Annotated in this window: 7 protein-coding genes; all 7 read left to right on the plus strand. The window is 62.1% G+C overall.

Going from position 1 to position 7740, the window contains the following annotated elements; all coding sequences use genetic code 11:
- Positions 1-92: 92 nt before the first annotated feature.
- The 7 genes from ACE04F_RS23360 to ACE04F_RS23390 all read left to right on the plus strand — a co-directional run bounded on the left by ACE04F_RS23360 (position 93) and on the right by ACE04F_RS23390 (position 7655).
- Positions 93-1145: a Gfo/Idh/MocA family protein gene (locus ACE04F_RS23360; RefSeq protein ID WP_486110102.1), complete on the plus strand. Its 1053-nt coding sequence runs from the start codon at positions 93-95 to the stop codon at positions 1143-1145.
- 94 nt (positions 1146-1239) lie between these two features.
- Positions 1240-1440, plus strand: coding sequence for a hypothetical protein (locus tag ACE04F_RS23365; protein ID WP_486110103.1), 201 nt, complete (start codon positions 1240-1242; stop codon positions 1438-1440).
- A gap of 53 nt (positions 1441-1493) precedes the next feature.
- Complete coding sequence (locus ACE04F_RS23370; protein ID WP_486110104.1) at positions 1494-2417, plus strand: sugar ABC transporter substrate-binding protein; 924 nt, start codon at positions 1494-1496, stop codon at positions 2415-2417.
- Positions 2418-2488: 71 nt separating this feature from the next.
- Complete coding sequence (locus tag ACE04F_RS23375) at positions 2489-4042, plus strand: sugar ABC transporter ATP-binding protein (RefSeq protein WP_486110105.1); 1554 nt, start codon at positions 2489-2491, stop codon at positions 4040-4042.
- A gap of 34 nt (positions 4043-4076) precedes the next feature.
- On the plus strand, positions 4077-5099 hold the full coding sequence (locus ACE04F_RS23380) for an ABC transporter permease (protein ID WP_135845008.1): 1023 nt from the start codon (positions 4077-4079) through the stop codon (positions 5097-5099).
- A gap of 371 nt (positions 5100-5470) precedes the next feature.
- Positions 5471-5875: a TraR/DksA family transcriptional regulator gene (locus ACE04F_RS23385; protein ID WP_186640060.1), complete on the plus strand. Its 405-nt coding sequence runs from the start codon at positions 5471-5473 to the stop codon at positions 5873-5875.
- Positions 5876-6431: 556 nt separating this feature from the next.
- Positions 6432-7655 carry a methyl-accepting chemotaxis protein gene (locus ACE04F_RS23390; protein WP_486110106.1) on the plus strand — a complete coding sequence of 408 codons (1224 nt, stop codon included), beginning with the start codon at positions 6432-6434 and terminating at the stop codon, positions 7653-7655.
- The last annotated feature ends 85 nt before the right edge of the window (positions 7656-7740 follow it).

Here is a 7740-nt window from a genome sequence, read left to right on the forward strand (position 1 = left end):
GGCTGTGGGTCTGCCAGCATTGATGTGACTGGTCCACCGCTTTCGCGAGCAGGCTCGCTCCCACAGGAGTTGCATCTACATAAGGAGCTTTCATGCGAATCGGACTAGTCGGCTATGGCAAGGGCGGGCGGTTTTTCCATGCGCCGCTGATCAGCAGCCTGCCGGGGGTCACCTTCGTCGGCGTGGTGACCCGCTCCGCCGAGCGACGCCAGCAATTGGCAACCGAGCATCCACAGGCCCAAGCGTTCGACAGCCTTGCACAATTGGTGGCGGCCGGCGTCGATGCGGTGGTGGTGTCCACGCCGTTGGACACGCGCCAAGCGCTGGTGTTGGAAGCCATCGAGCACGGCGTGGCGGTGGTCAGCGACAAGCCTTTTGCCCTTGATGCCGCCCAGGCTGAGGTGATGGTGCTGGCCGCCGAACGGGGTAACGTGCCGTTGAGCGTATACCAGAACCGGCGCTGGGATTCGGACTTCCTCACCGTGCGCAAGTTGCTCGGATCCGGCGCTCTCGGGCAAGTGATCCGCTTTGAATCCAACGTCGAACGGTATTCACCGGCCTCGGTGGGCAAGGGCAGCGGCGGCGGATTCCTGCGAGACCTTGGCAGTCATCTGGTGGACCAGGCGCTGCAGTTGTTCGGCCCGGTGATGCGGGTTTACGCCGAGCTGGATTATCGACAGCCGGACCAGGCCTATGACAATGGCTTCTTCGTAGCGTTGGCCCATGTCAGTGGTGCCGTGTCGCACTTGCGCGGCAGTTGCCTGCAGAACGCCCCGCGCCCCCGCTTTCGGGTCAGTGGCAGCGAAGGCTGCTACACCGTCGAAGGCCTCGATGGGCAGGAGGCTCAAGCGTTGGCGGGGTTGAGCCCGGCCACCGCAGGCGAGCGCTGGGGCACCGAGGAACACCGGCGCTGGGGCTGGTTCGAACACGGTGCCGAACGTGAGCGCGTGGCCTCGGAGCGCGGTTGCTGGCTGGCGTTCTACCAGCGCCTCCAGGCCGCCTTGCAGGGCGACGGCCCGCTGCCGGTGTTGGCCCGCGACGCCTTGGCCACCACACGAATCCTGGATGCGGCAAGGCAGAGCGCGGAGCAGGGCGAGGTTGTGTGTTTAGTCGCGCCTGTAGGACATGGAACAAAAAACGAATAAAATTCTAAAATCAGTTGATATGGAAAATATTTTCCAATAAAGTCGATTCCAGGTGACCGACAACCCTGTTCGCGTTTATCCAGGCTCGGCTTGAATGAACGACGAACTAAACAAAAACAAGAAACACAGCCAGGTACCGTCGATGAAAACCTTCAACCGCTCTGCGTTTCACCTGCCACTGTCCTTGCGCCTGTCCGCAATCCTTCCCTTGTTCGAATCCCTGTGCATCCAGCGCAACGGCGCCGTGGTGTGCTGCATGCCCGGCGCACCGATCGTGCCTTTGCCACGTTCCTGAAGTCCGTCACGCCTTATCCATAAGACCAACAAAAATGTGGAGAAAGACCGTTCATGAAGACCAAGACCCGTATTGCCTCGCTGGCCCTGTCATTGATGCTTGCCAGCGGCGCTGCCCTGGCGGACCTGAAGATCGGCGTCAGCATGTCCCAGTTCGATGACACCTGGTTGACCTACCTGCGCGAATCCATGGACAAGAAAGCCAAGTCCCTGCCGGACGGCGTCACGCTGCAATTCGAAGATGCGCGCAGTGACGTGGTCAAGCAGCTGAGCCAGGTGGAAAGCTTCATCAGCCAGAAGGTCGATGCGCTCATCGTCAACCCCGTTGACACCGCCGCGACCCAGCGCATCACCAAGGCCGCATTCGCCGCCGGCATCCCGCTGGTGTACGTCAACCGCCGCCCGGACGATACGAAGTTACCGGAAGGGGTGGTCACCGTGGCCTCCGATGACCTGGAGGCCGGGCGCATGCAGATGCAATACCTGGCCGACAAGATGGGCGGCAAGGGCGACATCGTGATCCTGCTAGGCGACCTGGCCAACAACTCCACCACCAACCGCACCAAGGGCGTCAAGGAAGTGCTGGCCAAGTATCCGGGCATCAAGATCGAACAGGAACAGACCGGCACCTGGTCGCGGGACAAGGGCATGACCCTGGTGAATGACTGGCTGACCCAGGGCCGCGACTTCCAGGCCGTGGTGTCCAACAACGACGAGATGGCCATCGGCGCCGCCATGGCGCTCAAGGGCGCTGGCAAAGAGAAGGGCAGCGTCCTGATTGCCGGGGTCGATGGCACGCCGGATGGCTTGAACGCCATCAAGAAAGGCGAGATGGCGGTCTCGGTGTTCCAGGACGCCAAGGGCCAGGCCGATGGCTCCATCGACACGGCGGTGAAAATGGCCAAGGGCGAGAAGATGCAATCCGTCGTGGTGCCCTATCGCCTGATCACGCCGGAGAATGTCGATCAGTTCAAGTAACGTCCCCCGTTCCATCACAACAATAAACGGGCGAGGCCGCCGCGCCGACCTTGCCGAGGGAGTACCTGATCATGTTCGCATCAGCGACTGCTATGAGCGCACCGGCGGCGACTTTCCAGCCGGACGCATTACCTGACGAGCCGTACCTATTGGAAGTCGTCAACGTCAGCAAAGGCTTTCCCGGCGTGGTGGCGCTGTCCGACGTGCAGCTGCGGGTGCGCCCCGGTTCGGTGCTGGCCCTGATGGGCGAAAACGGCGCAGGCAAATCCACGCTGATGAAAATCATCGCCGGCATTTACCAGCCGGATGCCGGTGAGCTGCGCCTGCGCGGCAAGCCGATCACCTTCGACACGCCCCTGGCGGCCTTGCAGGCCGGGATCGCGATGATCCACCAGGAACTGAACCTGATGCCGCACATGAGCATCGCCGAGAACATCTGGATCGGCCGTGAGCAGCTCAACGGCCTGCACATGATCGACCACGGTGAGATGCACCGCTGCACCGCGCGCCTGCTGGAGCGCCTGCGGATCAAGCTCGACCCCGAGGAGCAGGTGGGCAACCTGAGCATCGCCGAGCGGCAGATGGTGGAGATCGCCAAGGCCGTTTCGTATGACTCGGACATCCTGATCATGGACGAACCGACCTCGGCCATCACCGAGACGGAAGTCGCGCATCTGTTTTCAATCATTGCCGACCTCAAGGCCCAGGGTAAGGGCATCATCTACATCACCCACAAGATGAATGAAGTGTTCGCCATCGCCGATGAGGTGGCGGTGTTCCGTGACGGTGCCTACATCGGTCTGCAACGGGCCGACAGCATGGACGGCGACAGCCTGATCTCGATGATGGTCGGGCGCGAGTTGAGCCAGTTGTTTCCCGAGCGGGACAAGCCCATCGGCGATCAAGTGCTGTCGGTACGCGACCTGAGCCTGGACGGCATCTTCAAAGGCGTGTCGTTCGACCTGCATGCCGGCGAGATCCTTGGCATCGCCGGGTTGATGGGCTCAGGCCGGACCAATGTCGCCGAGGCCATCTTTGGCGTGACCCCCGCCACCGGCGGCGAGATCCTGCTGGACGGCGAGCCGGTGCGCATCAGCGACCCGCACATGGCGATCGAGAAGGGCTTCGCCCTGTTGACCGAGGACCGCAAGCTCAGCGGCCTGTTCCCCTGCCTGTCGGTGCTGGAAAACATGGAGATGGCGGTGTTGCCCCATTACGTCGGCAACGGCTTCATCCAGCAAAAAGCCCTGCGCGCGCTGTGCGAAGACATGTGCAAGAAGCTGCGGGTCAAGACGCCGTCCCTGGAGCAATGCATCGACACCTTGTCCGGCGGCAACCAGCAGAAAGCATTGTTGGCTCGCTGGCTGATGACCAATCCGCGCATCCTGATCCTCGACGAACCGACCCGCGGCATCGATGTGGGCGCCAAGGCGGAGATCTACCGGCTCATTTCCTACCTCGCCAGCGAAGGCATGGCGGTCATCATGATCTCCTCGGAGCTGCCGGAAGTGCTGGGCATGAGCGACCGGGTCATGGTGATGCACGAAGGTGACCTGATGGGCACTCTCGACCGTAGCGAAGCAACCCAGGAACGAGTCATGCAACTGGCGTCGGGTCTGTCCTGATGCCCGTCAGCCCAGATAACAAAGGTATAAGGCTATGAACGCGATACTGGAAAACAAACCCGCGGCCGCTCCGGCCAGGACGCGTCGACGGTTGCCGACGGAACTGAGCATATTCCTGGTGCTGATCGGTATCGGGCTGGTGTTCGAGATGTTTGGCTGGATCATGCGCGACCAGAGCTTCCTGATGAATTCGCAACGCCTGGTGCTGATGATCCTGCAAGTGTCGATCATCGGCCTGCTGGCCATCGGCGTAACCCAGGTGATCATCACCACCGGCATCGACCTGTCGTCCGGCTCGGTGCTGGCGCTGTCGGCGATGATTGCCGCCAGCCTGGCCCAGACCTCTGATTTTGCCCGGGCGGTATTTCCCTCGCTGACGGACCTGCCGGTGTGGATCCCGGTGGTGGCGGGGCTGGGGGTCGGTCTGCTGGCCGGTGCAATCAACGGCAGCATCATCGCCATGACCGGTATCCCGCCCTTCATCGCCACCCTCGGCATGATGGTCTCGGCGCGTGGCCTGGCGCGGTACTACACCGAAGGCCAGCCGGTGAGCATGCTGTCTGATTCGTACACCGCCATCGGCCATGGCGCGATGCCGGTCATCATCTTCCTGGTCGTTGCGGTGATCTTTCACATCGCCTTGCGCTACACCAAGTACGGCAAATACACCTACGCCATCGGCGGCAACATGCAGGCGGCGCGGACCTCCGGGATCAACGTCAAGCGCCACCTGGTGATCGTCTACAGCATCGCCGGGCTGCTGGCGGGCCTCGCCGGCGTGGTGGCTTCGGCGCGTGCGGCGACCGGGCAAGCGGGGATGGGCATGTCTTATGAGCTGGACGCGATTGCCGCGGCTGTTATCGGCGGCACCAGCCTGGCCGGCGGAGTGGGGCGCATCACCGGGACGGTGATCGGCGCGCTGATCCTCGGGGTGATGGCCAGCGGCTTCACCTTTGTCGGTGTCGATGCCTATATCCAGGACATCATCAAGGGACTGATCATCGTGGTCGCGGTAGTCATCGACCAATACCGCAACAAGCGCAAACTCAAGCGCTAGGTCACTGCCGATGCGACAAAGCGCCACGCCTGACCCGCGTGGCGTTGCCATTTGTCTTCTTAATACAGCCATTGCAGCGAATTTCTTGTTATAAACGCACTCCGATGGCCGGTAGAAGCCCGTCGAGGCAGTATTTGAAGCGGTTGTCGGACATTTTCCCCATGTTTTCGGTTGCTGACACCCCGACTCGGCTTTAGACTGCCGCCCCTCGTAAATTGAGTGCCGGGTGGCGCTTGGAATAAACGGCGCCTTCCCGATGAGCGTGGCGGCTCAGGACGGGTACGAGAAGTCACGCAGGCGCCTTTCGTACCAAGTCCGGTGCGGGACGCTCCATAATTCGCCTTAATGCACGTTTTTTTATAGAGATATCAATGACAAAGGAAAAGTTGCTGGCCATGCCGGCGGATGACTACATGAATGCCGAGCAACTGGCTTACTTCACCAAGCTGTTGCAGAACATGAAAGTCGAAACCCACGAGCGCATCGAACAGAACCGAATCGCCATTGAGAGCCTGGACACCCCGGCCGACCCGGCGGACGCCGCTTCCGTGGAAGAAGAGCGCACCTGGCTGGTCAACGCCATCGATCGCGACCAACGCATGCTGCCGCAACTGGAGCAGGCCCTGGACCGCATCAACGACGCAAGCTTCGGCTGGTGCGACGACAGCGGCGAGCCGATCGGCCTCAAGCGCCTGCTGATCAGTCCGACCACCAAATACTGCATCGAAGCCCAGGAACGTCACGAGCAGATCGACAAGCACCAGCGTCAGGCCTGATTCCGTTTCAGAAAAAGATCGCAGCCTTCTTTCGGAGGCTGCGATCTTTTTGCTTTCGCCTGTTCGCCTATGCTCATTGAACCGATGCAAAGACACGACTAATGGACCATGGATAATGGCCTTGTAGTGGCGTTTAATGCGTGCATAACAATGAGAAATGTGGGTGACAAACATGGCGACAGACGGATCTCTGGCGGCGGCAGCGTCGGCCTCGGTGCCCGCAGCGCATGGCACGGTGCGCTGGCTTGCGCCGACCTTGCAAAGCGTCGCGCTGGTTTTGCTGCTGTGCGGCATGACCTTGGGCGGTTGGTCGTTGTATCTGGGCCTGCCTCTGGCGCTGCTCATCGTCTGGTTGCCACGCCTGCGCTCACGCCTGGCCAGTACGCCCGCGGCCGCGGTAAATGACAGCCTCGCCGAGTTGACCCGCGATCTTTCCTACACCACCAGCCATAACGCTTTGTCGGCGGCGGGGGTGGCCTATTCGGTCAAGCAATTGGCCGGCAAGGTCCAGTCGCAGCTGGGCGCTGCAGCGCAGATCGTCAGCAATGCCGAGGCGATGATCGCGACGGAGCAGGCCACCTCGCAGCTCAGTCAACAGGCGTTGGGGGCGGCCAGCGAGGCCCATCGCAGTAGCGTCGCCGGGCGCAGCGAACTGGTGGAATCCATCAGCCGCATGCATCAGCTCAGCCAGCGCGCCAATGACAGCCGCGAGTTGATCGAAGCGCTGAGCGTGCGCAGCGACGAAATCCAGCGCGTGAGCCTGGTGATTCAATCCATCGCCAGCCAGACCAACCTGTTGGCGCTCAATGCCGCCATCGAAGCGGCTCGGGCCGGCGAGCATGGCCGCGGGTTCGCGGTGGTGGCCGACGAGGTTCGCGGCCTGGCCGGGCGCACCGCCGCGGCAACCGGCGAGGTCGGGGTGATGGTCGCGGACATCCAGCAGCGCACCGCGCAGGTGGTTGAACAGATCCGGCAACTGGCCGGCGACCTGGACAGCGGCGTGCAGCAGGTCGAGCACACCGGCCAGCACTTGGAAAACATCGCCCGCCTCGCGGCCGGTGTCGAAACCCAGGTCAGCGCCATCGCCCAAGGCACCGATACCAACCGCGAGCAACTCGACAGCTTGTTCCATGCCATCGAGCAGATGCGCAGCGACCTGGCGATCAGTGACCAACAGACCCAGCGCCTGGCCGAGGCTGCCGTGCAGATGGAGGGCCAGGCGGAAACCATCAGTGAACGTCTGGCCGAGGTCGGTCTCGACGATTACCATCAACGGGTCTATGACCTGGCACGCGAAGGCGCGAGCCGGATTGCTACGCAGTTCGAAGCGGACATCGACCAGGGCCGTATCAGCCTGGAAGACCTGTTCGACCGGAGTTACCAGCCCATTCCCAATACCCATCCGGCGAAGTTCCAGACCCGTTTCGACCGCTACACCGATCAGGTGCTGCCGGCGATCCAGGAACCGCTGCTTGCCCGGCATGAGGGCCTGGTGTTTGCGATCGCCTGTACCCAGCAAGGCTACGTGCCGACCCACAACAACGCCTTCTGCCAGCCACTGACCGGCGATCCCCAGGTGGACACGCTGAGCAACCGCACCAAACGCAAGTTTTCCGATCGCACCGGGATTCGCTGCGGCAGCCACCAGCAGCCGGTGCTGTTGCAAACCTATACCCGCGACACCGGCGAGCTGATGCATGACCTGTCGGTGCGGATCATGCTCAAGGGGCGTCATTGGGGCGGATTGCGGTTGGGTTACAAGCCCGAGACGCCGCGCTGAATCTCAAGGCAACGGTGCGACGAGCTTTTTGTGGCGAGAGAGCTTGCTCCCGCTGGCCTGCGAAGCGGGCCCCATGAGGCAGGCG

Source organism: Pseudomonas sp. AGC41 (assembly GCF_057334555.1).

Bases quoted from the DNA above. Each gene is read 5' to 3' on its own strand.
- ACE04F_RS23370 (WP_486110104.1), top strand. From the start codon at position 1,494: ATGAAGACCAAGACCCGTATTGCCTCGCTGGCCCTGTCATTGATGCTT.
- ACE04F_RS23360 (WP_486110102.1), top strand. From the start codon at position 93: ATGCGAATCGGACTAGTCGGCTATGGCAAGGGCGGGCGGTTTTTCCAT.
- ACE04F_RS23380 (WP_135845008.1), top strand. From the start codon at position 4,077: ATGAACGCGATACTGGAAAACAAACCCGCGGCCGCTCCGGCCAGGACG.
- ACE04F_RS23390 (WP_486110106.1), top strand. From the start codon at position 6,432: ATGATCGCGACGGAGCAGGCCACCTCGCAGCTCAGTCAACAGGCGTTG.
- ACE04F_RS23385 (WP_186640060.1), top strand. From the start codon at position 5,471: ATGACAAAGGAAAAGTTGCTGGCCATGCCGGCGGATGACTACATGAAT.
- ACE04F_RS23375 (WP_486110105.1), top strand. From the start codon at position 2,489: ATGTTCGCATCAGCGACTGCTATGAGCGCACCGGCGGCGACTTTCCAG.
- ACE04F_RS23365 (WP_486110103.1), top strand. From the start codon at position 1,240: ATGAACGACGAACTAAACAAAAACAAGAAACACAGCCAGGTACCGTCG.